The 20,539-nt window shown below is 71.5% G+C and carries 20 protein-coding genes and 1 pseudogene; 15 read left to right on the plus strand and 6 right to left on the minus strand.

The window, feature by feature from the left end; translation table 11 throughout:
• Positions 1 to 30: 30 nt before the first annotated feature.
• The 3 genes from ACWDR4_RS07965 to ACWDR4_RS07975 are packed head-to-tail and all read left to right on the plus strand — an operon-like array spanning position 31 to position 1,852.
• The gene (locus tag ACWDR4_RS07965) at positions 31 to 867 is read left to right on the plus strand and encodes an IclR family transcriptional regulator (RefSeq protein ID WP_450405308.1); all 837 of its coding nucleotides are present in this window, start codon (positions 31 to 33) and stop codon (positions 865 to 867) included.
• The gene (locus ACWDR4_RS07970; RefSeq protein WP_450405310.1) at positions 864 to 1,433 is read left to right on the plus strand and encodes an FAS1-like dehydratase domain-containing protein; all 570 of its coding nucleotides are present in this window, start codon (positions 864 to 866) and stop codon (positions 1,431 to 1,433) included. The genes ACWDR4_RS07965 and ACWDR4_RS07970 overlap by 4 nt, the downstream gene beginning before the upstream one ends.
• The gene (locus tag ACWDR4_RS07975; RefSeq protein ID WP_450405313.1) at positions 1,430 to 1,852 is read left to right on the plus strand and encodes an acyl dehydratase; all 423 of its coding nucleotides are present in this window, start codon (positions 1,430 to 1,432) and stop codon (positions 1,850 to 1,852) included. Before ACWDR4_RS07970 ends, ACWDR4_RS07975 begins: the two co-directional genes overlap by 4 nt.
• On the opposite strand, the gene ACWDR4_RS07980 is transcribed toward ACWDR4_RS07975, so the two are convergent.
• Positions 1,821 to 2,810: an ABC transporter substrate-binding protein gene (locus ACWDR4_RS07980; protein WP_450405315.1), complete on the minus strand. Its 990-nt coding sequence runs from the start codon at positions 2,808 to 2,810 to the stop codon at positions 1,821 to 1,823. The two genes, ACWDR4_RS07975 and ACWDR4_RS07980, sit on opposite strands and share 32 nt — an antisense overlap.
• A 138-nt stretch (positions 2,811 to 2,948) precedes the next feature.
• Here ACWDR4_RS07980 and ACWDR4_RS07985 point away from each other — a divergent pair, with 138 nt between their 5' ends.
• Positions 2,949 to 3,977 (plus strand): NAD(P)/FAD-dependent oxidoreductase, encoded by a 1,029-nt coding sequence (locus ACWDR4_RS07985; protein WP_450405318.1) that lies wholly within the window; start codon positions 2,949 to 2,951, stop codon positions 3,975 to 3,977.
• Position 3,978: 1 nt separating this feature from the next.
• A complete protein-coding gene (gene fdxA / locus ACWDR4_RS07990; RefSeq protein ID WP_450405321.1) occupies positions 3,979 to 4,320 on the plus strand; it encodes a ferredoxin in 342 nt (113 codons plus the stop codon).
• Here fdxA and ACWDR4_RS07995 read toward each other — a convergent pair.
• Positions 4,292 to 5,428, minus strand: coding sequence for a sensor histidine kinase (locus tag ACWDR4_RS07995; protein ID WP_450405323.1), 1,137 nt, complete (start codon positions 5,426 to 5,428; stop codon positions 4,292 to 4,294). The two genes, fdxA and ACWDR4_RS07995, sit on opposite strands and share 29 nt — an antisense overlap.
• Entirely contained in the window at positions 5,425 to 6,111 is a 687-nt protein-coding gene (locus ACWDR4_RS08000; RefSeq protein WP_450405326.1) for a response regulator, read from the minus strand. Before ACWDR4_RS08000 ends, ACWDR4_RS07995 begins: the two co-directional genes overlap by 4 nt.
• Before the next feature lie 287 nt (positions 6,112 to 6,398).
• Between ACWDR4_RS08000 and ACWDR4_RS08005 the strand changes: the two are divergent.
• From ACWDR4_RS08005 to ACWDR4_RS08025, 5 genes and pseudogenes are all read left to right on the plus strand, one after another.
• A pseudogene (locus tag ACWDR4_RS08005) lies at positions 6,399 to 8,505 on the plus strand (molybdopterin cofactor-binding domain-containing protein).
• 44 nt (positions 8,506 to 8,549) lie between these two features.
• On the plus strand, positions 8,550 to 9,011 hold the full coding sequence (locus tag ACWDR4_RS08010) for a (2Fe-2S)-binding protein (protein WP_450405329.1): 462 nt from the start codon (positions 8,550 to 8,552) through the stop codon (positions 9,009 to 9,011).
• 298 nt (positions 9,012 to 9,309) lie between these two features.
• Positions 9,310 to 9,837: an RNA polymerase sigma factor gene (locus ACWDR4_RS08015; protein ID WP_450405332.1), complete on the plus strand. Its 528-nt coding sequence runs from the start codon at positions 9,310 to 9,312 to the stop codon at positions 9,835 to 9,837.
• 91 nt (positions 9,838 to 9,928) lie between these two features.
• Positions 9,929 to 10,585, plus strand: coding sequence for a hypothetical protein (locus ACWDR4_RS08020; RefSeq protein ID WP_450405334.1), 657 nt, complete (start codon positions 9,929 to 9,931; stop codon positions 10,583 to 10,585).
• Positions 10,586 to 10,724: 139 nt separating this feature from the next.
• Positions 10,725 to 12,284, plus strand: coding sequence for an ABC1 kinase family protein (locus ACWDR4_RS08025; RefSeq protein WP_450405337.1), 1,560 nt, complete (start codon positions 10,725 to 10,727; stop codon positions 12,282 to 12,284).
• Between the two features lie 229 nt (positions 12,285 to 12,513).
• On the opposite strand, the gene ACWDR4_RS08030 is transcribed toward ACWDR4_RS08025, so the two are convergent.
• The 3 genes from ACWDR4_RS08030 to ACWDR4_RS08040 form a co-directional block, all read right to left on the minus strand.
• Positions 12,514 to 13,830, minus strand: a complete 1,317-nt coding sequence (locus tag ACWDR4_RS08030) for an aspartate aminotransferase family protein (RefSeq protein ID WP_450405339.1) — start codon at positions 13,828 to 13,830, stop codon at positions 12,514 to 12,516.
• A complete protein-coding gene (locus ACWDR4_RS08035; protein WP_450405342.1) occupies positions 13,827 to 14,963 on the minus strand; it encodes an SDR family oxidoreductase in 1,137 nt (378 codons plus the stop codon). The genes ACWDR4_RS08030 and ACWDR4_RS08035 overlap by 4 nt, the downstream gene beginning before the upstream one ends.
• Positions 14,964 to 15,069: 106 nt before the next feature.
• Complete coding sequence (locus ACWDR4_RS08040) at positions 15,070 to 16,209, minus strand: acyl-CoA dehydrogenase (RefSeq protein ID WP_450405345.1); 1,140 nt, start codon at positions 16,207 to 16,209, stop codon at positions 15,070 to 15,072.
• 181 nt (positions 16,210 to 16,390) lie between these two features.
• Here ACWDR4_RS08040 and ACWDR4_RS08045 point away from each other — a divergent pair, with 181 nt between their 5' ends.
• From ACWDR4_RS08045 to ACWDR4_RS08065, 5 genes are all read left to right on the plus strand, one after another.
• The gene (locus ACWDR4_RS08045) at positions 16,391 to 16,510 is read left to right on the plus strand and encodes a putative leader peptide (protein ID WP_450405348.1); all 120 of its coding nucleotides are present in this window, start codon (positions 16,391 to 16,393) and stop codon (positions 16,508 to 16,510) included.
• Between the two features lie 89 nt (positions 16,511 to 16,599).
• The gene (locus ACWDR4_RS08050) at positions 16,600 to 17,481 is read left to right on the plus strand and encodes a glutathione S-transferase C-terminal domain-containing protein (protein WP_450405350.1); all 882 of its coding nucleotides are present in this window, start codon (positions 16,600 to 16,602) and stop codon (positions 17,479 to 17,481) included.
• 203 nt (positions 17,482 to 17,684) lie between these two features.
• Positions 17,685 to 17,774 carry a putative leader peptide gene (locus tag ACWDR4_RS08055; protein ID WP_450405716.1) on the plus strand — a complete coding sequence of 30 codons (90 nt, stop codon included), beginning with the start codon at positions 17,685 to 17,687 and terminating at the stop codon, positions 17,772 to 17,774.
• Between the two features lie 48 nt (positions 17,775 to 17,822).
• Entirely contained in the window at positions 17,823 to 19,061 is a 1,239-nt protein-coding gene (locus tag ACWDR4_RS08060; protein WP_450405353.1) for an LLM class flavin-dependent oxidoreductase, read from the plus strand.
• 21 nt (positions 19,062 to 19,082) lie between these two features.
• On the plus strand, positions 19,083 to 20,459 hold the full coding sequence (locus tag ACWDR4_RS08065; RefSeq protein WP_450405356.1) for an NtaA/DmoA family FMN-dependent monooxygenase: 1,377 nt from the start codon (positions 19,083 to 19,085) through the stop codon (positions 20,457 to 20,459).
• Positions 20,460 to 20,539: the final 80 nt, after the last annotated feature.

Consider the following 20,539-nt stretch of genomic DNA (forward strand, 5'->3'; position numbering starts at 1 on the left):
AGGGCAACGACCGACCGGGAGGTACTCCCCATGACCGTGACCGCCACCACCCCGTCGCACACCCCGTCCGACATCTCGCCGAACTTCCCGTCGGGCATCCCGTCGGCCGTTCCCCGGGACGCGGACCCCGGCCCGGACCCCATGAACTCGGTCCTGGGCAAGGTCAGGCCGATCCTGGAGGCGTTCACCGCCGAGGACGACAGCCTCTCCCTCGCCGAACTGGTCCGCCGCACCGGCGTCGCCAAGGCAACCGTGCACCGGCTCGCCCAGGAACTGGTGATGTGGGGGCTCCTGGAACGCGCGGGCTGCGACTACCGGCTCGGGCTGCGTCTGTTCGAGATCGGCCAGCGCGTGCACCGGCAGCGCATCCTGCGCGAGGTGGCCCAGCCGTACATGGAGGACCTGCTGCTGGCCACCCAGGAGACCATCCACTTCGCCATCCACGACAGCCTCGACGTCGTCTACCTGGAGAAACTCTTCCCGCACCGCGGGCTGAACCAGGAGTCCCGGGTGGCGGGCCGGCTCCCGCTGTACTGCACGGCCACCGGCAAGGCGATCCTCGCCTTCTCCCCGCCCGCCCTGTTCGCCGAGGTGGTCAGAAACGGCCTGAAGCCCTTCACCCGCCACACGGTGACCTCGCCCGGCCGGCTGCGCGCCCAGGTGGAACGTATCCGGGCGGAGCGCATCGCCACCGAGGCCGAGGAGATCCGCCTCGGCTACACGAGCATGGCCGTGCCCGTCTTCAGCCGCCAGGACACCCTGGTGGGCGCGCTGTCCATCACCGCGCCCACCTACCGGATGGATCCGCCCGGCCACGCGGTCGCGCTGCGCGCGGCGGCCCTCGGCATCAGCAGGTCGCTGCGGTGAGCGCGGCACTGGAGGAGGTGCTCGGCAGAGCCCGGAAGCTGATCGGGGAGTGGGAGCACGAGGACTGCGGTGTCCTGGCCGTCAAGGACTTCTGCCGGTACGCGGCCTCCCTCAACGACGACGACTACATCCGCCGCGCCCGTGCCCAGGAGGCCGCCGGGGAGCCCGTCGTCGCCCCGCCGCTCTTCCTCGCCGGGACGCTGAGCTGGCAGGACGGCCCGACCGAGGACGCCCTGCAACGCGACGGACTCGCCGCCCGGGAAGCACCCTGCACCGACGGACTGCCCGTACGCCATGTGCACGGCGGCCAGTCGGTCCGGCTCGGCGGACCGGTGCTCGCGGGCACCCGGGTCACCGCGGAACGGGCCATCACCTCGGCCGACCACCGCAGCGGCCGGTCCGGCGAGTTCGTCCTGCTCGGCATCACGACCCGCTTCACAGCGGAAGACACAGTGGACGGAGCCGAACTCATGGCCATGGACGAGACGATCGTCGTACTGGACCTCGACCTGCCCGACGCACCCGCGGAAGGCGACCCCCGCCCCGCCGGTGGAGCCGCCGCATGACCGCTCCTACCGCGGGACAGACCTGCCCACCGCACACCTATCACCACAGCCACCTGCAACTGTTCCGCTTCAGCGCCGTCTCCTGGAACTCCCACCGCATCCACTACGACGCCGCGTTCGCCGCCACCGAGGGCTTCCCGGACGTCGTCGTCCAGTCCACCCTGCACGGCGAGACCCTCACCCGGCACGTCCTCGACTGGGCCGGACCGGAAGCGAAACTGGAGTCGGTGAGCTGGCGCAACCGGGCCACCGCCGTGGCCGGTGAGCAGCTCACCTGGACCGCGACGGTACGCACGGTGGAGCCCTGCGACGAGGGAGCCCGGGTCACGCTCGACGCCGCCGTGCTCAAGGAGGACGGCGCCCCCTGCGTCACGGGAAGCGTCGAACTCACCTGGCGTGCTGCTCGTACCAGCCCTTGAGCAGGCTGGTCTTCAGGTCCGGTGACTTCTTGAGCAGCTTCTGCTGGAGGAAGAAGTCGACGATCTTCTTCGACTCGGTGAGATCCGAGTCGTTGATGCCGCGCGCGGCGAAGGTGATCTCCGGCAGGACCTTCACCGTCTGGTCCTCGGGCAGCTTGACCTGCGCGTTGGAGGCCTTCGCCGCGGCGGCGGGATCGTCGGTGACGAGCTTGTCGGCCTCGGCCACCACCTTGAAGATCTTGCCGGCGACGTCCTCGTTGTCCTTGAGCCAGCTCTGGTCGGCCAGCAGCCACTGGACGTACCGCACCCCGAAGTCGCCGATGCGCCCTGCGATGTGACCGCCCGCCGCGTCGCCCCGGGCCGCCCACGGCTCGTACAGGATGTAGGCGTCGATCGAGCCCTGCTCCAGCAGGCCGGGGATCTCCGGCGGTGAACTCTCCACGATCTTCACGGAGTCGGGGTCGATGCCGTTGTGCAGCAGATACCGGTGCGTCGAGTAGAGGCCGAGGCCGCCGATCGACGCCATCGTCTTTATCTGCTTCGGGGAGTCGATGCCGTCGCGCAGGACGACCTTGAGGTAGCGGTCCGAGGACTGGAAGACGCCCAGGGCCCGCAGATCGGGGTTGGTCACCATCAGTGGCAGGGCGGTGGAGTCGGAGTTGAGCCCGATCTGCGCGGTGCCCGCCGTCACCGCCTCGGACGCCGCCGGGCCGCCCTCCGTCTTCACCAGCTCGACGTTGACGCCCGCCTCCGCGAACATGCCGCGCTCCACGGCCAGAAAGATGGGGGCGTACGAGGCGTCGACACCGAGGGCGAGGCGCACGGTCGGTTTCCCCGCCGCCGACACCCCCGTCGAGTCGGTCGTCCCGGCCGTACAGGCCGTGGTGAGGAGCAGCGCCGCACAGGCGACGGTCAGGGCGCTCCTGGTACTGAGTCCGATTCTGGCTGCTGTCCGCATGTCGTACTCCCGTGCATGGCCGGAAATCTCGTACCGCAGACGTTCCCAGCACGGTACCCGGTCCGATAAGCGGGTCGTCCTGCTCACCGGACCGATCCCGTGGGACCGGACCGTGAACCGCTCGTACCGTCCGGGACCATGAGCGTTCTCACCGACCTGCCGACGACTACGGACGAGTCGCGCACGATCGAGACGGACATCCTGATCGTCGGCGCCGGGCCCGCGGGCCTGTACGGCGCCTACTACGCGGGCTTCCGTGGCCTCAGCGTGGCGGTCATCGACGTCCTGCCCCAGTGCGGCGGCCAGATCAGCGCCATGTACCCCGAGAAGCCCATCTTCGACATCGCCGGCTTCCCGGCCGTACGCGGCCGTGACCTGGTGGCCAACCTCGTCGCCCAGGCCGAGCCGTACGGCCCCCGCTACCTCCTCGGCGAGCGCGCGGTGACCCTGGCCCACGGCCCCGACGGCCGACCGGTCGTGCGCGGCGACCGGGGGAGCACGGTCCGGGCCGGCGCGGTCGTCATCACCGGCGGCGTGGGCACCTTCACGCCCCGGGCGCTCCCGGCGGGCGAGGACTACCTCGGCCGCGGGCAGGTCTACTTCGTGCCGGACCCCGCCGCGCACACCGGCCACGACGTCGTGGTCGTCGGCGGCGGCGACAGCGCCTTCGACTGGGCCGCGACCCTCGCCCCGCTCGCCCGCTCCGTACGCCTGGTGCACCGCACCGACCGCTTCCGGGCCCACCGCGCGAGTGTCGACAAGGTCCGCGCCCTCGGCATCGAGATCATCACCGACTGCGAGGTGAGCGCCCTGCACGGGGACGCGTACGTCGAACAGGTCGAGGTCCGCCACCGCACCACCAAGGCCACCCGGCTGCTCCCGGCGCGCACGGTCGTCGCCGCGCTCGGCTTCCTCGCCGACCTCGGCCCCCTGACGGAGTGGGGGCTGACCCTCCAGGCCCGGCGGATCGCCGTCGACACCCGGATGGCCACCAACCTGCCCCGCGTCTACGCCGCCGGGGACATCACCGACTACCCGGGCAAGGTGCGGCTGATCTCCGTCGGCTTCGGCGAGGTCGCCACCGCCGTCAACAACGCCGCCACCGTCATCGACCCGGACGCGGCGCTGTTCCCCGGCCACTCGACAGAGAAAGAGAAGGAGAACTGACATGGCCTACGTCATCGGCCCGGCCTGCGTCGACATCATGGACCGGTCCTGCGTCGAGGAGTGCCCGGTCGACTGCATCTACGAGGGTGAGCGCAAGCTCTACATCAACCCGGCCGAATGCATCGACTGCGGCGCCTGCGAGACGGCCTGCCCCGAACAGGCGATCGCCGTCGACCGTCTCGCCGACCCCGAGCACCGCACCGACAACCGCCGCTTCTTCGACGAACCCCTGCCGGGCCGCGACACCCCGCTCGGCACCCCGGGCGGCGCGAACGCCTTCGGTCCCGTCGGCACCGACACCGCCCTGATCGGCTCTACTGGGCCGAGCCGACCGGGATCCTGAGCCTGACCTGGTAGCCGCCGTCGCCGGTGGGCCCCGACCGGAAGGTGCCGTGGAGGAGTTCGGCACGTTCCTGGAGGCCGACGAGGCCCTGGTGGGAGCCGGGCAGGGGCAGGGACGGGCGGGTCGGGGGAGTGTTGGTGACGGTCACGCCGAATCCGGCGTCGTCCGGGGCACGCCACAGCTGGACCGTCGCACGGGCACCGGGAGCGTGCTTGCGGACGTTGGTGAGGGCCTCCTGCACGGTCCGGTAGACGGCGCGCTGGGCCGGGGTGCCGATGTCCGGGGGCAGTTCACCGGTCAGCTCGGTCTCGATACCGCTCGTCGTGACGAGCCGGTGGAGGTCGGCCAGCGTGGGCTGCGGGGTCAGTTCGGTGGCCTTGCCGCCCGAGGCCCGCAACAGGGTGACCATATGGCGGAGTTCGTCCAGGGTGTCGACGCTGAGAGCCCGGATCGTCCGGGCGCCCTCCCTGAACTCCGGGTCCTTCGCGGCGACTTGGAGTGCTCCGGCCTGTACGGCGATCAGGCTGACCTGGTGGGAGACGACGTCGTGCATCTCCCGGGCCAGTTGGGCGCGTTCCCGGGCCAGCACGGCCTGGGAGTGCAGCAGCCGTTCGTGCTCCCGCGCCTCCTCGATCTCGACGAGCCGCCCGGACAAGTCCCGCCGGGCCTGGAGCAGTTGGCCCAGGAGGACCGGGGCGGCGGCGGAGGCCAGGGTGTAGAAGAAGGAGACGACGGTCCAGGCACGGTCGTGCGAGGACAGGTCGTCCAGCGGCCAGGGCGCGGCCGACGCCATCGCGAACAGCAGGGCGCAGAGAGCGAGCAGACGGCGGTCCCGGGACTGTTCGGCGAGCGTGAACAGCGCGGCGAACGGGGCGAACACGATGTCCAGCATCAGGCTCGCGGGCAGGGTCAGCAGGAAGACCACCAGCGGGAACCGCCGACGGAACACCAGTGCCCCGCAGGCCAGCACGGAGGCCGCGACCGAGGCGGGCGACTCACCGAACAGGCTGATCAACGCGTCCACGGCCGCGACGGCGACGACAACGGCATCGACGCCCCGGTCCGGGACCCGCGCCCACCAGGCCGGGCGGGCGTCGGCCGCGCTCACCGCCCGGACTCCGGCCGGAGCCCCTCGCCGAACGGCCCGTCCAGCAGCCCGGCGCGCTGGGCGAGCAGCGCCGCCTGGACCCGGCTGCTCACCCTCAGCTTGGTGAGGATCGCGCTGACATGGTCCTTGACCGTGCCCGCGCTCAGATGGATACGCGTGCCGATGTCGGCGTTGGACAACCCCTCCGCGACCAGCACCAGAACCTCGCGCTCACGCTCACTGAGCCGGCCCACCCGGGCGGCCCCGGGATCCTCGGCGCGGGCGCCGGAACCGGGGTGACTCTGCCAGACGGCACGGGAGGCCTTCGGCGACATGACGACCCCGCCCGCCGCCAAGCTCCGTACCAGCTGCGCGAGTTGGTCCGGTTCGGTGTCCTTCAGCAGGAAGCCGGCGGCGCCGGAACGCAGGGCGGTCAGGATGTACTCGTCGGCGTCGAACGTCGTCAGCATCGCCACCACCGGGGGCTCCGGCAGCTCCCGTACCTCCCGCAGCACGGTCAGACCGTCGACGTCCGGCATCCGGATGTCCAGCAGGACGACATCGGGGCGCTCCCTCCGTACGGTGTCGACCGCGCCTGCGCCCGCCGTGGTCGCGACGACCTCGATGTCGTCGGCCGCGCTCAGGATCAGCTGGAAACCGGACCGCACCAGGGCCTCGTCGTCCACCACCACTACCCGGATCACACACGTTCCGCCTTGCCGTCGAAGTCGTCCCCCGACCTTAGAGCGGCGAAAGCCCCGGTAGAACGCCATCCCCGGACACTCCAGCCACCTGGGGGGAGGCTTCCAGCCGCCCGGGGGGACCGTCGTGGACCGGGCACGCAACCACGAAGGCTCCCGACCCCTCATACACAGGAGACGCACCGACAGCGGGCGCGGCGACGACCCGTCGGAGACCGGCGGGCGGTAGCGGCAATCGACAGGAATCGACAGGGGTGGCGATGGAACGGCAGTGGTCCCGTCGGAGGTTCATGGTCTACTCGCTGGCCGCCACCACCCTGACCGTGGCCGCGCCGATCGGCTGCGACACGTCCCCGGCCGAGGGCGCCGACCGCTCCACCGCGGAGGCCGGGGCGCGGTCGGGTGTCGTGGTGACCGGTACCGACGACGAGATGCTCGTCCTGGAGGTCACTGCGGCGAACCGGGTCGTCGTCCGGCTGCCGCGCGTCGAGGTCGGCCAGGGAGTCACCACCGCGGTCGCCATGATGATCGCCGAGGAACTGGACGCCCGCCTCGCCGACGTCGACATCCCGCTCGCCGACGCCCGCACCAAGGGCAGCCAGTACACCGGCGGTTCGAGTTCGGTCAGCTCGCTGTACGGTCCGGCCCGGGCGCTGGCCGCCAGCGCGGGCCCGCCTGGTGACCGCAGCCGCCCGGCGCTGGCGGCTCCCCGCGCGCACGCTCCGCACCCGCGACACCATGGTGGTCGCACCGGACGGCCGTACGGCCACCTACGGCTCGCTGACCGCGACCGCCGCGCAGGTCACCCGCCCGGCCGTGTCCAGCAGGCCCAAACCGGCCTCCCGGCACAAGGTGATCGGGAAACCGACGACCCGGATCGACGCCCGGGACCTCGTCACCGGCAAGGCGCAGTACGCCGGTGACCTGAGGGTGCCCGGCGCGAAGCCGACCGTGGTGGCCCGGCCGCCGACGCTCGGCGGGAAGATCCGCACGCTCGACGACAGGGCGGCCCGCGCCATGCCCGGCGTCCGCGCGGTCGTCCGGGTCGCGGGCGGAGTCGCCGTGGTCGCCGACACCTTCCACCACGCCTTCCAGGCCCGCGACGCCCTGCGGATCACCTGGGCCCCCGGCCCGCTGGCCGCGCTCTCCGACGCGGCCATCAGAGCCCGGCTGCGCGCCGCCGTCCCCCCGCTGGGTACCGCGCCGAGCGGATCGACGCAGGTGACGGGCGAGTTCGAGTTCGCGTTCGTCAGCCACGCCCCGATGGAGGTGCTGACCACGGTGGCCGACGTCCGCGCGGACCGCGCCGAACTGTGGTTCTCCACCCAGACACCGATGGACGCCCGGGACGCCGTCGCCGCGGCGGTCGGACTCCCGGCGTCCAAGGTCAAGGTCCATGTCATGCGGGGCGGCGGCTCGTTCGGACGGCGCCTGAACTACGACTTCGCACTCGAAGCCGCCCTCGTCTCCAAAGCGGCCCGCCGACCGGTCAAGCTGATGTGGAGCCGCAGCGACGACCTGCGCCACGGCCAGATGCGCCCGGCCACCCACCACCGGATCCGAGCCAGCCACACGGGCGGTCGAGTGGTGGCCTTCGTCCACTCGACGGCCTCGGTGAGCGAGTCGTACGAGGGCCTCGCCGCGGAGGGCGGTGCGAGGCCCATGGCCGCGCGGGCGGGGCGCGTCCGGGAGGCGGGACCGCTGCCCAGCGACAGCGGGCTCTACAACTTCGGGCGGCTCGACGGGGATTCGGGCGGCGTGGAGCTGGCCGCGATACCGCTGGGCGCCTGGCGGTCGGTGGACTCCGGGACGACCCGGACCGTCGAGGAGATCATGGTCGACGAGATCGCCCGCAGCCTCGGCAAGGACCCGGTCGCCTTCCGGCGCACCACACTCCGCAGCAAGGCCGTACGCGCCGTACTCGACAAGGCGGCGTCCGCCGGGAGTTGGGGACGGACCCTGCCGGCCGGACACGGACAGGGCATGGCCGTCCACGAGGAGTACGGCTCCTGTGTGGCCTGCCTGATCGAGATCGACGCCACCGACCCGAAGAACCCCCGCGTCACCAGGGCGGTGATGGCGGCCGACGTCGGAACGGCCGTGAACCCACGCGGACTTGAGGCCCAGCTCATGGGCACCACGATCGACGGCATCTCCACCGTCCTGCGGGCCGGCCTCCACATCGACCGGGGCGCCGTCCGCGAGGGCAGCTTCGCCGACTTCCACTACGCCCGCCAACGGCACGCCCCCCTCCACTTCGAGGCGCACATCATGCCGTCGAAGGGCGAGCCCGGCGGAGCCGGAGAACTCGGGGTGCCGGCCGCGGCGGGCGCGGTCGCCAACGCTTACGCCCGGGCCACGGGCACCAAACCCCGCCGCTTCCCCCTCAACTTCTGAACGGCCGTCGACTCCGGCTCCAACTCCGCCCCCGAGAGGTACTGATGCCCCGCTACACCTTCGTCCTCAACGGCAAGCCGGTCACCGTCGAGGCCCCGGCCGACATGCCGCTGCTGTGGGTGCTGCGCGACCTGCTGCACGTGACCGGCCCCAAGTACGGCTGCGGGGTGGGGGTCTGCCGCGCCTGCACCAGCCATCTCGACGGCGCGGAGATCCAGCCCTGTGTCGTCCCCGTCGCCGACTGCGCGGACCGCAGGGTCACCACCATCGAGGGACTGGCCGACGGCGACACCCTGCACCCCGTCCAACAGGCCTGGCTCGACCAGGACGTGGCCCAGTGCGGCTTCTGCCAGCCGGGGCAGATCATGGCCGCGGCGGCGCTGCTCCGACAGACGTCCGAACCGACGGACGCGGACATCGACCGGATCGAGAACGTCTGCCGCTGCGGCACCTACTGCCGGATCCGCGAGGCCATCAAACAGGCCGCCGCGGCGACCGAGGGCTGACCTGCGGGGCGAAAGCAGGTCGGCCGGTATTGGCGAGTTAAGTTCCCCCGTGGCCGAGATGGGTATGCTGCCGGGGGTAATTCATTTACCCTGGACTTGATGTGACGTTTCTGCGGAAATTGGCCGATCCGGCAGCAGTACGGATTTTTATAGCACGATGTGGCGTGGTCCGGAGCCGGTTCTTTCGTTTTCCATTCGGACGAGTGGCGCGCAATCTGCTCGGTTTGTCGATGAGTTGACCCGGACAGTCCTTTCCCGTCGAGTCGGGGAACGGGAATATTTCGGGGCCGTGTACTGCATGAATTCGGAAGACTGCGCGGATGAGTTAGCAATCTGGGAAGAGATCGCCGTCCATCGGGAACGGCTGATGCGGCTGGTCCGCCGGCGGCTCCCGACCGCTCAGGACGCGGAGGACTGCGTCCAGGAGGCGATGCTGCGGGCGGCGGCCCACGACAATCTCGACCGGGAGCGGATCGGGCCCTTTCTGACCTCGGTCGCGCTGCGGCTGTGCGTCGACCACTACCGCGAACAGGAGCGCAGACGGCGCCTCGTGGGCCGTACCGCGCACGTCAGCAGGCCCGAGCTGCCGGACGAGGACGTGTGCGACGAGGACTTCGGACGCTGGCTGCTGCGCCAGGTCCAGCAGCTGCGGGGCCGTGAGCGCCAGGTCATGCTGGCCCGCGCCGACGGCATCTCCACGATGGAGTTCGCCCGTATGCACCAGATCTCACTGAAGGCGGCCGAGGGTGCGTTCACGCGGGGACGGGCACGGCTGCGGCTCGTGTGCGCCCAGACGCTGGACGGGGTCGCGGCACATCCCAGGTGACGGACGGCCGAATTCATCCTCGGTTCACGTCCGGCCTCTTGTGAACGACTTCCGGATTACGGGAGTTGAGTCGACAGGGAAGGCAGTTGCAGTGAGCAGGAACAATACTCAGGACACGATCAAGGACTTCATCGGCGATATCGCCGACAGTACGAAGAAGGCCTTCGACGACATTCTCGACCGAAGGAGCGACGACTCCCATGCCGTGGACTGGCTCACCGCGGCGAATCCCTACCAGGCGCTGAACGGACTGCCCGGGGACGTGCTGCGCACCGTCAGCGCGCTCTCGGCACTCGGCGGGGTCGCCAATCCCGTGGCGGCCCTGGCGAACGCGGCCACCGCCGCCGGAGTCGGCGCCGCCAACCCGCTCGCCGCGCTGACGGGCGCCGCCCCCAACCCCCTGGCCGCCCTCACCGGCGCGGCTCCGAACCCCCTCGCCGCACTCGCGGCCGGGGGCGCGAATCCGCTCGCCGCACTGGGCGGCATGGCGGGCGCGGGCAACCCGCTGGCCGCGCTCGGCGGCGGGGGCGCGAATCCGTTGGCCGCGCTCGGACAGGTGGCGGGCGGGGCCGCGTCCGCCGTGTCGGGAGCGGCCGACATGGCGGAGGGGCTGGCGGCACTGCCACGGCAGATCGCCCAGCTCTCCGAACTGGTCGCCAACCTGGTCGGCGTACTGGAGAGCGTGCAGGGAGTCGCCGGAGCGGTGACGGGCGGTGGCAGCCGGCCGTCGGCGGCACGCAAGAGCTGACGCGGGGCGCGTGACGCAGGGTGCGTGACGGCGGGGCGGGGCCGGACCCGCCCCGCCGGTCGGCCATCGCCCGCTCCCGTACCGCGTACGCACGTACGCACCCCTCAGGAATCGCAGCACACAGAGAAGGTCGTGACACATGGGCAGTGCCCTGCTCGGCAGTCGGCTCCGGCTGGTGGTGAAGGTGCTGGGAGGTCTCGCAGCCGAAGAGGCCGGCCGACTGGCCCGGGACCGCCGCCGCTCCCGGCGCGGAACCGACGAAGAAGCCGCCGAGGACGCCGAGGACGGTGGGGACGGCACCCGGCGCGCCAAGGCGGTACGGCACGCGCTCGAAAGCCTCGGCCCGTTCTACGTGAAGCTCGGACAGATCCTCTCCACCCGGCCCGACATGGTGCCCGCCTCGATGATCGCCGAGCTGCAGAACCTGCACGACCAGGTCGACGTGCAGCCCTTCGCCGTCTTCGAACCCGTCCTCCGCGACCAGCTCGGACCGGACTGGAAGCGCCGTTTCGACGACATCGACACCGTACGACCGCTCGGCGCGGCCTCCCTCGCCCAGGTGTACCGGGTCACCCTGCCCGGCGGGCGCCCGGCGGTGGTGAAGGTGCAGCGGCCCGGCATCCGGGACGCGGTCCGCGCGGACATGGCCCTGATGCGCAGGGCGTCCAGGATCCTCGCCCGCACCGCACCCCGCTTCAACGAGGTCATCGACATGGAGGCGATGCTCGGCTCGATCTTCGACGCCATGGAACCGGAACTCGACTTCACCGGCGAGGCCCGCAACATGGACGAGGCCCGCGAACACATCCGGCGCTATCCGACCCTCGCGGTGCCCCGGGTCATCCACGCCACCCCCAAGGTGCTGGTGCAGTCCCTGGCGCCCGGTTCCTCCGTACGGCATCTCGACCGCGGCCAGTTCAGCGACCGCGAGCGCACGGACATCGGCAAGGACCTGCTGCGCTTCATGTACCGCGGCTACTTCGTCGACCGCATGTTCCACGCCGACCCGCACGCCGGCAACGTCTTCGCCCTGCCCGGCGGACCGGCCACACTCATCGACTGGGGCATGATCGGCCGCCTCGACCGGCGTACGAGCCTGCAACTCCTGCCCCTGCTCATGGCCCTCGCCCAGAACGACGGTCACGGACTCGCCTGGGCCTGGGCGGACATGGGGCGCGTCACCCCGTGGTCCAACCTGCCCGCGTTCGCCGCCGACATGGCCGCACTGGTGCCCAAGGTCGCCACGGCCTCCCTGGAGGACATCAACTTCGGGGTGTCCCTGACGACCGTGCTGGAGAAGGCGACCAAGCGGGGCATCGGCTCGGCGCCCGCGATCTCCCTGCTGGGCAAGTCCTTCGCCAACCTGGAGGGTTCGGTGCGCTGTCTCGCACCGGACATCGCCCTCGCGGAGGTCTTCAGGGCGGAGGCACGGGGGATCGTCATGGCTCTGCTCCGCGAGTACTTCTCCGTCGACCAGGCGGCCCGCAACACGATGGACTTCCTGTCCTTCGCCGTCTCCGCGCCCGAGCAGTTGCGCAGTCTCCTCTCCGACGCCGCGGGCCGGCAGTTCGCCCTCCAGCTCCATGAACCGCACACCCCGGCGGGCATGGGCGGACAGCGGCCCTGGACCCCCTCGCGGGGCCTGATGGCCCTCGGCGCCGCCGCCCTCCTCTTCGACCGCCGCCGCCCGCCGCACTGACCGGCGCCCTAGGGCCTGTCGGGCGGATCATGCCGGAGACGCGGGGCTTGGCATGCCCGTCTGCGGCGTTGTCGTGGTTCCCGACTCCCCCACGCTCGGCTTCGCCCGCGCGGGGGGACCCCCACGCGTCGACGCCGTCCTCCGCCTTGCAGCCAGACGCACCAAGCCCCGCTCACCTGCGCCTATTCGGCACCGCAGCTGTCCTCCGGCCTGATCCGCCGGACAGGCCCTAGCCCACCCGCCGCGCCACATCGTGCAGCGACTCTGCCAGGGTCGTCAGAAAGAGCCGTACCTCGTCGTCGCCGACGATCGCGGGCGGGGTCAGGCGCAGCACCCGGGAGGCGTTGAGGGAGTGGTTCACCAGGATGCCCCGGCCGACCAGTTCGAGGATCAGCTCGCCGACGGCCCGCTCCTCGGTGAACTCCAGGCCGATCAACAGCCCCCGCCCGCGCACCTCTTGGACGAGCCCGCCGAAGTACGGCGCGCAGACCGCCCGTACGCCCTCGAGCAGCCGCTCCCCGAGCCCGCGGGCCCGGGCGACGACGTCCTCCCGGGCCAGCGCCTCGACCGCGGCCCGCGCCGCCGCACAGGCGATCGGCGACGCGGCGAAGGTGGAGGTGTGGAGGTAGGGGTCGCGGGAGAACGGCCCGTACGCCGTCTCCGTCGCGACCATCGCCGCGACGGGCACCACCCCGCCGCTCAGTCCCTTGCCGACGAGCAGGACGTCCGGCGTGACCTCCCCGGCGCCCTCGACACCCTCCTGCCCCTCACCGTCCAGTCCCCACCACGAGCCCAGCCGCCCCAGCCCGGTCTGGATCTCGTCGACGATCAGGAAGGCGCCGTACGCCCGGCACAGCCGGCTCACCTCCGCCAGATAACCCGGCGGCGGAATCCGTACCCCGCCCTCGCCCTGCACCGGCTCGACGATCACACAGGCCCGCTCGCCGAGCACGCCGAGTATGGCCGCCAGGGCGTCCGGATCGCCGTACGGGACGACGTCGGTGTCCGGGAGCAGCGGGCGGAACGGCTCCTGGTACTTGGCGTTGGCGGTGGCGGAGAGCGCGCCCAGGGTCTTGCCGTGGTAGCCGGAGGACATGCTCACCAGCGCCGTGTGCCCATGGGCGCGGGCCAGTTTCAGGCCCGCCTCGGTCGCTTCCGCACCGGAGTTGACGAAGTGAACGCGGTCGAGGCCGGCCGGGGTGTGCGCGGTCAGGGCCTCGGCGGCGCGGGCCGCGACCGGCTCCAGGAAGACCCGGGAGGCCAGCGGATGGGCGTCCACCTGGCAGTGCACGGCCGCCGTCACGGCGGGGTGCCGGTGGCCCAGGATGAAGACCCCGTACCCGCCGAAGTCGAGGTAGCGGCGACCGTCGTCGGTGAAGATCCACGCCCCGTCGGACGCCGTCTCCAGCATGCCGCCGAGCACGGTGCCCATGACGGCACGGCCGGAGGAGAGATGCTCGCGGTAGAGGTGGGTGATGTGGGCGCGGTTGTCGGCCGTCGTGTCCGTGTCCGGCTGTGGCGGGGAGTCGATCGGAACGGTGGTCATGACGCCAACTCCCTTGCCTGGACTGCCTCGTGAGGTGCCGCGGGGGTGTTCGTCGGCTGGATGAGTTGCCGGCCGCGCATTCCGCCGGGGCGGGCGGCCCAGGCGACCAGATTGCGTACCAGGGCCTCGCGCAGCTCCTCCTTGGACACCGCCCGGCCGCAGTGCGGGGTACCGAGGGACGACTCGAAGGGCAGCGCCCGCTGGAAGACCAGCAGCAGTTCGGCGTACGTGTGGAAGCGGCGGCGCAGCGACTCCGGGAACGTGGGGCCCTCGATCAGCGGCAGCAGCAGCCGGTGCACCGACTCCAGCGGAATCAGCCGGGGCGGATGCGGCCGGGGCCCGTAGCGGTCGGCGAACTCCAGGCAGGTGTCGATGACCTCGGTCTGGAGCAGCACCTCCGAACCGGCCGTCAGCCAGTACTCGCCCTCAGTGACCCCGCCGCGCATCAGGTCGCCCACCGCACGGGCGACGACATCCTGCGGCACCATGTCGATCCGTGAGTCCTGGCCACCCGGCATGACCGGAACCTGGCCCTTGACGATGGCTCCCAGCGCCCGCGTCAGCCCCTGCATCCCGGCGATCCGGCCGGTCACCGAGTCGCCCATCACCACCGACGGCCGCATGATCACCCCGGGCACCGGCGCCTCCCGTACCGCCTGCTCGGCATCCCTCTTCGAGGCGAGATAGGCGGCGGCGCCAGGGAAGCGCTCCTGTTCCTCCGGGGCCAGCGGGTTGGCGACGAAGGCGGTGCTCATGTGGAAGAAGGGCGCGTCGGCGAGGGCGGCGAGGGCGAGCATCGTCCGGGTGCCGTCGAGATTGGCGCGCCGGATCAGGTCGGGCTCCCACTGCCAGTTGGTCGCGGCGGCGGAGTGCAGCACCAGGTCGACATCGGCGGCGAGGCGCGCGAACTCGGGTCCGGACAGCCCGAGTCGAGGCTCCATCAGATCGGCGCGGAACTCCCGTACCCCGGGCTCGTGCACCGGGGTGCGATGGCGCAGGCAGACGATGCGGAAGTCGGGCCGCAGTTCGTCGATCAGGGCTCTGCCGAGCACTCCGGAGCCGCCGGTGAGCAGCACGGTGGGCCGGGTGGCGGGTCGGGTGGCGGAGCGGTCACTGGGGCGGGATTCGGGCATGACGAACTTCCCCTCGGTCGGGTGAGTGGCGGTTGGCGTCGGGTCGTACGGCGCTGTAGGCCTCGTACAAAGAGGTTCGTGCGGGTGGAGATTCCTGCGGAGAGGCTCAGGCGACCGTCAGTGGTGCCTCGGCCAGATACGCGGCCAGTGGGCCCGTCATGCGTGATCGCGACGGTGGGTGCAGGGCGAGGCCGTTGGTGCAGGCGGCGAGGTAGCCGACCTCGTCCGAGGTCATGAAGCGGAGCCCGCCGAGCAGTTCCACCGCGCGCGGGACGGTACGGGCGAGCGTGTCCTGGACGGTGTAGCGGACGTAGAGCGAGTCGGCGAGCGCGGACTCGTCGGGGGAGCCCTCGTCCACCCGCCGGGCCAGGCCCTCCAGGGCGGCCATCGCGCCCTCCGCCTCCACCAGCAGCCGCACCCGTTCGGCCTCGGGCACCCGGTCGGCGCGCAGCACCCGCTCCACCAGGGCGCTCGCGGCGCCGAGATAGCTGCCGGTCATCAGCAGCTCGAACCAGACCAGCCCGGCGGTCTGCACCTCGTCGAGCCGTGCTCCGGCCGGGGACGCGGTGCGCACCAGCAGTTCCGGTGGCACGAGTACGTCGTCCAGCGTGACCCGGTCGCTCTCGGCGCCCGCGAGGAAGCTGCTCGACCAGAAGCCGCTGACGCTCAGCCCCGCCGACTCGGCCGGCACGAGCGCCACGGCCAGTTCCTCGCCCTCACCGTGCTCGCACGGCACCATCACGCTCGCGGTGAGCAGGTCCATGGAGCGGGCCAGACTGCACGGCTGTTTCACGCCGGTGATGCGTACGCCCTCGGGGGTCACCGTGGCGGACATCGCGGGGGAGAGGATGCCGGTGCCGCTGCGGCCCTCCGCGAAGCCGGACGCCATCAGCCGGTTGTCGGTCGCGACGCCCTGCACGAGCATCCACTCCAGACCCTCGCCCCCGCCGGACTCGCTCAGCCCGACGAGCGTGGCCATCGAGAAGTGGTGCATGGTCGTCGCCACCGCCAGCGAGGGCGAACGGCTGCCCAGTGCCCGCTGCACCCGTACCGCTTCGAGGGCGGTGGCGCCCCGCCCCTGGAGGGCCGTCGGCGCCAGCAGTCCCGGGCCCCCGCACTCCCGGAACAGCCCGATGCCCGGACTCTGCGGGCTCTCCAGCGTCATCAACGGCAGGGCCCGCAACCCCTCGTCGAGGCCGGGCAGCAACTTGGTGAGGGCCGCGCGCTCGCGCTCCAGGAATCTCATGTCGTCCCCTGCTCCCTTGGTCCTCGGATGCCGTAGGCGTCGTCGTTTCTCTCTTCACGAGCTTTACGAGCCCACCGCGAGGACCCCTCGGCATCGTCCGACGTGCGAGACGCCCTTGACGTGGGACGCGGCCCGATTGACACTCCCCATGGGAATCCTAGTGAAAAGGTAGGGAAACGTGATGCGCGTGGAGTCGAAGGCCAGTCGGGTGGTTCACACACCCCGGCCGACCCCGCTGCTGACCTCCCGCCGTCACATCGACCTCCAGCGCGTCTGCAGCGCCATCCGCCGCCTGCGCTGAGCCCGGCCGTCACCCACGCCGCCGGACCGACGGGCCCGACTACGCCTTCCGCCGCGCGTACGTCTGCGCACCACACCCTGGGGAGACTCATGACCGTCACACCACTGGCCGCCTCCGCCGCCCGCCCCACCCCGGCCTTCCGCGGCCGGCTCGGCCGGGACGCGCGCAGCGGCCACTACGCCGTGCCGCGCCGTTACCGCCTCCACCTGTCCCCGGCCGACCCCGACTGTCTCCGGATCGCCGTCACCCACAGCCTGCTCGGCCTCGACGCGGCCTGTCCCGTGACCGAACTGCCCGCCGTGCCCGACGCCCCCGGCGGCGAACACTCCGCACTGCGCCCGCTGTACGAGGCGAGCGCGCACCGCTACTCCGGCGCGGCGACCGCCCCGGTGCTCAGCGACGACTGGTCGGGGCGGATCGTCAGCACGCACACTCCGGACATCCTGCGCGACCTGGCCCGGGGATTCGGTGCGGGGCGCGCCGCGCTGTACCCGTGTGGTCTGGAGGGGGAGATCGAGGCGGTCGAGCGGTTGTGCGCGCAGGGGATCGACGCGGCGGCGCAGCGGGCGGGGGACGCCGTCGGTGAGGATGCCGACCGTGTTGATGCGCTTGCGTCTCTGCTGCGGACGTTGGGGTCGCTGGACGCGCGGCTCGCTGCGGATCCGTATCTGCTGGGTGAGCAACTGACTGCGGCGGATGTGGAGTTGTGGGTCAGTCTGGTGCGCCTCGATACGGTGCACCGGTGGCACCTGGACGCTGCGGCGGTGCATCGGATTGCCGATCATCCGGCCCTGTGGGCGTACGCCCGCCGCCTCGCCGCCCACCCGTCTTTCGGTCGCCACCTGGATCTCGACGCCATTGCTCGGCGGCACCATGCGGATTGCCGGGGGCTGGAGGCCGCGGGGGCGGCTGTCCAGATTCTGGATTGGGCGGCTTACGCTTCGCGTTCCGCCGATAGCTCCGCTGGATAGGTGGTTCGTTGGCTGCGGGCCGGTGGGGGCTGGTCGCGCAGTTCCCCGCGCCCCTTTGGGGCGCGCTGCTGGGCCGCCAGCCGATCCGCTCGGCCCACCTGAACTCGGCCCACCTGAACCCGGTCCGGTTGAACCCGGGCGGATTTCATCCCGCCGACACAAAGTGGCGGAACACGCGGCCTGATCGGCTTGTTGAGCACATCGTGCCGAAGTCCATCCCCTGCCGTCCGAGGCTGTACTCGCGGCGGCACATCGACCTGTTGCGTGTGGCAGGCGCGCTCTGTTGTTCCTGACCTGCTGTCTCGTCTCTTCGTACGGTCGATCAGGAAGGCGCTACTTTCGTGTCCTCGTCACCCTCTTCTCTGCACCTCGCCGTCGCTCTGGACGGCGCCGGCTGGCACCCTGCCGCCTGGCGTGAACCCGTCGCCCGGCCCCGGGAGCTGCTCACCGCCCGCTACTGGGCCGACCTGGTCGCCGAGGCCGAGCGCGGACTGCTCGACTTCGTGACCATCGAGGACGGCCTCGGTCTCCAGTCCTCGCACCCCGTCGATCCGGACGGCCGCACCGACCAGGTCCGGGGCCGGCTGGACGCCGTCCTGATCGCGGCCCGCGTCGCGCCGCTCACCCGGCACATCGGGATCGTCCCGACGGTCGTCACCACGCACACCGAGCCCTTCCACCTCTCCAAGGCGATCGCCACCCTCGACTACGTGAGCACCGGCCGCGCGGGCCTGCGCGTCCAGATCACCGCCCGGCAGAACGAGGCCGCCCACTTCGGCCGCCGCCGGATACCGCAGCTCGGCCCGCTGAACGACCCGGGCACCTGGGATTCGGTGGGCGAACTCTTCGACGAGGCCGCCGACTACGTGGAGGTGGTGCGCCGTCTCTGGGACAGCTGGGAGGACGACGCGGAGATCCGCGACGCCGCCACCGGCCGCTTCGTCGACCGCGAGAAGCTGCACTACATCGACTTCGAGGGCCCGCACTTCAGCGTCAAGGGACCGTCGATCACCCCCCGCCCGCCGCAGGGCCAGCCGGTCGTCACGGCGCTGGCCCACGCGACCGTCCCGTACCGGCTGGTGGCCCGCTCGGCCGACGTCGGATACGTCACGCCGTTCGACAGCGGCCAGGCCCGCGTCATCGTCGAGGAGATCCGCGGCGAGCAGGCGGCGGCCGGGCGTGCCGGTGAACTCCTGCACGTCTTCGGTGACTTGGTCGTCTTCCTTGACGACACATCGGCCGCCGCCACGGCCCGCCGGGAGCGGCTCGACACCCTCGCCGGGTACGAATACGCCAGCGACGCCCGGATCTTCGCCGGTACGCCCGCACAACTCGCCGATCTGCTCCAGGAGTTGGCGTCGGCCGGGCTGACCGGCTTCCGGCTGCGGCCCGCCGTCGCCGGGCACGACCTCCCGGCGATCACCCAGAAGCTGGTCCCCGAACTCCAGCGCCGGGGAGTCTTCCGGGAGGCGTACGAGGCCGACACCCTGCGCGGACTACTGGGCCTGACCCGCCCGGCGAACCGTTACGTCACCACTGCCGCTGCCACCTCTACCGCCGCCGCCGCCGTCGGCGCCTGAGCCGGAGGGACCCGTACGACCATGAGCAAGCCGCTGAAGCAGATCCACCTGGCCGCGCACTTCCCCGGCGTCAACAACACCACCGTGTGGAGCGACCCGAAGGCCGGCAGCCATATCGAGTTCAGCTCCTTCGTCCACTTCGCGCAGACCGCCGAACGCGCCAAGTTCGACTTCCTGTTCCTCGCCGAAGGGCTGCGGCTTCGCGAACAGGGCGGAAAGATCTACGACTTGGACGTCGTCGGCAGGCCCGACACCTTCACCGTCCTCACCGCGCTCGCCGCCGTCACCGAGCACCTCGGCCTGACCGGCACCATCAACTCCACCTTCAACGAGCCCTACGAGGTGGCCCGCCAGTTCGCCAGCCTCGACCACCTCTCCGACGGGCGCGCCGCCTGGAACGTCGTCACCTCCTGGGACTCCTTCACCGGCGAGAACTTCCGGCGCGGCGGCTTCCTCCCGCAGAGCGAGCGCTACTCCCGGGCCAAGGAGTTCCTGCAGACCGCCGGTGAACTCTTCGACTCCTGGCAGGGCGACGAGATCCTCGCCGACCAGGAGACCGGCACCTTCCTGCGGGACGCGAAGGCCGGTGCGTTCGTGCACTCGGGGCAGCACTTCGACATCGAGGGGCAGTTCAACGTGCCCCGGTCCCCGCAGGGCCGCCCGGTGATCTTCCAGGCCGGCGACTCCGACGAGGGCCGCGAGTTCGCCGCGTCGACCGCCGACGCGATCTTCAGCCGGTACGCCACCCTCAAGGAGGGCCAGGAGTTCTACACGGACGTCAAGGGGCGCCTCGCCAAGTACGGCCGCCGCTCCGACCAGTTGCTGATCCTGCCCGCCGCCACCTTCGTCCTCGGCGACACGGACGCCGAGGCGGAGGAACTCGCCCACGAGGTGCGCCGCCAGCAGGTGAGCGGCGCCACGGCCATCAAGCACCTGGAGTTCGTGTGGAACCGTGACCTGTCCGCGTACGACCCGGACGGCCCGCTCCCCGACATCGACCCCGACCTCGGCGAACACACCGTCGCCCGTGGCCGGGCCCAGGTGCGGATGTACCGCGACCCGCTGGCCACCGCCCGCGAGTGGCGGGAGCGCGCGGAGGCCAACAACTGGTCCATCCGCGACCTGGTCATCGAGACCGGCAACCGCCAGAACTTCGTCGGCACCCCGGCCACCGTCGCCGCCACCATCAACGACTTCGTCCAGGCCGACGCGAGCGACGGCTTCATCCTCGCGCCCCACATCACCCCGGGGGGCCTGGACACCTTCGCCGACACCGTCGTTCCCCTCCTCCAGGAGCGGGGCGTCTTCCGTACGGAGTACGAGGGAACCACCCTCCGCGACCACCTCGGCCTTGCGCACCCCGACGCCGAGCCGGTGGGGGAGCGGGCGGCGTCCTAGAGCATGGCGTGGTCGAGCACGTCACCCTCCCCCAGAAGGTGACGTGCTCGACCGCTCCCCCGGGAGCCCGAAGGTGGTTT

Source organism: Streptomyces sp. NPDC000878 (genome assembly GCF_053599695.1).

Excerpts from the sequence above, each read along its gene's own strand:
- ACWDR4_RS07965 (WP_450405308.1), top strand. The coding sequence starts at position 31 with ATGACCGTGACCGCCACCACCCCGTCGCACACCCCGTCCGACATCTCG.
- ACWDR4_RS07975 (WP_450405313.1), top strand. The coding sequence starts at position 1,430 with ATGACCGCTCCTACCGCGGGACAGACCTGCCCACCGCACACCTATCAC.
- ACWDR4_RS07980 (WP_450405315.1), bottom strand. The coding sequence starts at position 2,810 with ATGCGGACAGCAGCCAGAATCGGACTCAGTACCAGGAGCGCCCTGACC.
- ACWDR4_RS07985 (WP_450405318.1), top strand. The coding sequence starts at position 2,949 with ATGAGCGTTCTCACCGACCTGCCGACGACTACGGACGAGTCGCGCACG.
- fdxA (WP_450405321.1), top strand. The coding sequence starts at position 3,979 with ATGGCCTACGTCATCGGCCCGGCCTGCGTCGACATCATGGACCGGTCC.
- ACWDR4_RS08010 (WP_450405329.1), top strand. The coding sequence starts at position 8,550 with ATGCCCCGCTACACCTTCGTCCTCAACGGCAAGCCGGTCACCGTCGAG.
- ACWDR4_RS08015 (WP_450405332.1), top strand. The coding sequence starts at position 9,310 with ATGAATTCGGAAGACTGCGCGGATGAGTTAGCAATCTGGGAAGAGATC.
- ACWDR4_RS08025 (WP_450405337.1), top strand. The coding sequence starts at position 10,725 with ATGGGCAGTGCCCTGCTCGGCAGTCGGCTCCGGCTGGTGGTGAAGGTG.
- ACWDR4_RS08030 (WP_450405339.1), bottom strand. The coding sequence starts at position 13,830 with ATGACCACCGTTCCGATCGACTCCCCGCCACAGCCGGACACGGACACG.
- ACWDR4_RS08035 (WP_450405342.1), bottom strand. The coding sequence starts at position 14,963 with ATGCCCGAATCCCGCCCCAGTGACCGCTCCGCCACCCGACCCGCCACC.
- ACWDR4_RS08040 (WP_450405345.1), bottom strand. The coding sequence starts at position 16,209 with ATGAGATTCCTGGAGCGCGAGCGCGCGGCCCTCACCAAGTTGCTGCCC.
- ACWDR4_RS08045 (WP_450405348.1), top strand. The coding sequence starts at position 16,391 with ATGCGCGTGGAGTCGAAGGCCAGTCGGGTGGTTCACACACCCCGGCCG.
- ACWDR4_RS08050 (WP_450405350.1), top strand. The coding sequence starts at position 16,600 with ATGACCGTCACACCACTGGCCGCCTCCGCCGCCCGCCCCACCCCGGCC.
- ACWDR4_RS08065 (WP_450405356.1), top strand. The coding sequence starts at position 19,083 with ATGAGCAAGCCGCTGAAGCAGATCCACCTGGCCGCGCACTTCCCCGGC.